At 60.6% G+C, this 3,217-nt stretch carries 1 protein-coding gene; it reads left to right on the top strand.

What is annotated here, in order from left to right; translation table 11 throughout:
- Window positions 1–3,217 (top strand): tetratricopeptide repeat protein (locus tag IQ273_RS31900; protein WP_194027105.1); only part of this gene is annotated, 3,217 nt, incomplete at both ends.

Here is a 3,217-nt window from a genome sequence, read left to right as displayed (position 1 = left end):
AGGCTACATTGACCACCGAATCAGCGCCCTGGCCCTGGTAGGGGCAGTAGAAGCTCTGGGGGAAGGGCTGGTGAAGGTAGACCTGTTGCAGCAGCCGACCTTTTTGGCCATGCAGGCGGCGCTGGCGCGGGGTATGGCCGAAAACGACCCCTACGAAATCGTCCACTTCGACGGCCACGGGGTGTATGACCGGCGGGTGGGGCTGGGTGCCCTGTGCTTTGAAGACCCCCGCGATGGCGACAAGCTGGGGCAGCGACGGCTCAAACTCGTCCACGCCCCGGAGCTGGCGGCGGAGCTAAACCAGTACGGTGTGCCGCTGATCTTTTTAGAAGCCTGCCAGACGGCCCAATCGACTGCCGACCCCATGGCCTCGGTGGCGGCCCGGCTGCTAGAAGAAGGGGTAGGCTCGGTGGTGGCCATGAGCCATGCGGTGCTGGTGGAAACCGCCCGCCGCTTTGTGGAAAAGTTCTACACCACCCTGGCCGAGGGCAAGCGGGTGGGCGATGCCATGCTGGCCGGGCAGACCGAACTCTACGGTAACCCCCACCGCTTCAAAGTGATGGGGGCGGGGGATCTGGAGCTGCAAGACTGGTTTGTGCCGGTGCTCTACCAGGATGCCGCCGACCCGCAGCTCTTTACCGTCACCGCGGGGGAGGCGGCGGCCCGCCTGGCCCGATCGCGACGACAGGTGCAACTGGGCCAACTGCCCGAGGAACCGGAGCACCAGTTTGTGGGCCGCAGCCGCCAGCTACTGCACCTGGAGCGGCTGCTGGGGCAGGAACCCTACGCTGTGGTGCGCGGCAGCGGCGGCCTGGGCAAAACGGCGCTGACGGTGGAGCTGGCCCGCTGGTTGGTAAGGTCGGGGCGCTTTGGCCGGGCGGCCTTTGTCAGTGTGGAGTCGCAGAATGTGCAGGATGTGAGGGGGGTGCTGGATGCGATCGCACGTCAGCTGGTGCCCCAGTACATCGTGGCCCAGTATGGCGATGACCTGGCCGCCGCCCTGCAACCGGTGGAGCGCGCCCTGCGCGACACCCCCACGGTGATTGTGATCGACAATATGGAGAGCGTGCTGCCCGATGCCCGGGGCCGCCACCCCGCCGGGGTGGCGGATGTGACGGAGCTGCTGGCCCTCTGCCAAAAACTTTTGGCCGCCGACCCCCGCTGCCGCCTGCTGTTTACCAGCCGCGAACCATTGCCCGCCCCATTTGCTAAGGCTAAATGCACAGTGGAACTGGGGCGGCTGAGCGAACGGGAGGCCATACAACTGGTGGAGCAGGTGATGGCCCAGCACGGCTGGGAGCCCCCCGCCAGCGACAACGCCACCAACCCCGAGGAGATTACCGAACTGGTGGAAACCGTGAACCGCCACCCCCGCGCCCTGGTGCTGCTGGCGCGAGAAGTGGCGCGGGGGGTACGGGCAACAACGCGGAATGTGGCGGCTCTGATGGCGAAGCTGGAGGCGGAGAATCCGGGCGACAGAGAAAACTCGCTATACGCCAGTGTGGAGCTGTCCCTACGGCGATTGCCGGGGGAGGTGCGAGAGTGGGTAAACCGTCTGGCGGTGGTGCATGGCGGTGTTCATCTGTTTGTGATGGGCCAGTTGACCGAACTAGACTTCGAAGACACTACCTCAATCGCTGCCATGCTGATTGAGATGGGCATGGCCGAAGAGCAAGAGTATGACTACATGAGGCTCGATCCAGCACTGCCCGCCTACCTACAGCTAGGGCAATCTCCAGATCAACTGGCCCATCTCACCACCACTTGGGCAGAGGCCATGGTGCAACTGGTCAATTTTCTGTATCTCCAAGGTTTACAGGACAGCACGATGGCCTTCCGGCTGACGCTGCTGGAGCTGCCCAACCTGATGGCCTTGCTGAACCATCTGGGGCAGCGGCTGGCTACCGATCGTGACCTGGCAGAACAGGTGGCCGATACAGCTGGCAGCATTGAGCAATTGTTAGCCAACCTGAACCGCCCCCAAGCTCTGGCGCGGGCAGTGGCCCTGCGGGAACGGGCCGCGGCGGCAATGCCAGAGTGGGGCCACGCCCGGTTTGAGAATGAGCGGTTGCAGATTGAGCGCCTGCTGGAGCATGGGCAACTGCAAGCGGCCTATATCCAGGCCCAGACGTTGCTAGCCAAAGCCCAGACAGTGGGAGCGACTGCTTACAGCGGAGCTGATTATGATTTAGCGATGGCTTATCTCATGCTTGGTCGGGTGCTGAGATTGGGTGGACAGGCAACCCAATCGCTGGAGCTGTTAGTAGAAGCTCAGCAGCTATTTGAGGCTTTGGGCAAGCAAGGAGAAGACATGGCATCCGTCACTTTGACCGAACAGGCTAACTGCCTTCAGGAATTGGGGCGGCTAGACGATGCGGCGGTCAAGTACGAAGAATGTGTCAGACGAGACAAGGGATTAGAGAATTTTCGGGGAGTGGCGGTTAAGAAGGGACTGCTGGCTAATCTTCTAAGGCAACAGGGGTTTTATAAAGATGCAATCGCAGAGTACGAAGCTGCTCGCACCATATTTGAAGAGCTGAATGAACCCAAATCAGAAGCCATCGCTTGGCACCAGACCGGCCTCGTATACCAAGAGGCTGAACAATACAATGCGGCAGAAACTGCCTACCGTCAGTCTCTACAGATTACGACTCAAATTGGCGATCGGGCTGGACAAGCGAGTAGTTTAGGACAGCTAGGGCATCTCTATGGCACCTGCTTAAATCGTCCGGAAGAGGCGGTGGCCTTTTACCAACAGGCAGCGGATATTGCTGTTGAGCAGGGTGACTTAAAGAGCGAAGGTGTGCGCCGTAACAACATTGCGGATATGTTGCGTAAACTTCGACAATATGACGAAGCTCGAAGGGAGATTCAACGGGCGATCAAGTGTAAACAAAGCCTAGGATATGTAGGTGCTGTTTGGAATACCTTCAACATCCTACACGACATCGAAACCGCCACCGGCAACCCCGCAGCAGCTCAGGCGGCATGGCATCAAGCCCGCGATGCCTACCTGGCCTACCGGCAGCAGGGGGGCTATGCGCAGTACGGCGGTGGTCAGCTGGTAGACCACGTTCTGGGTCTGCTGGCTCAGCAACAGGTCGATATGCAAGCTCTATGCAGTGAGCTAACGCAGCTTGCCAACGAACCTGTCAAGTCAGCCTCCCTCAAGCAGCTCACCCAGGTTATTGTCGCCATCCTCAACGGCACCCGCGAC

Source organism: Nodosilinea sp. LEGE 07298 (genome assembly GCF_015207265.1).
Lineage (GTDB): Bacteria > Cyanobacteriota > Cyanobacteriia > Phormidesmidales > Phormidesmidaceae > Nodosilinea.
Note: the sequence above shows the minus strand (reverse complement) of the source record. Positions and strands in the feature narration are given on the sequence as shown.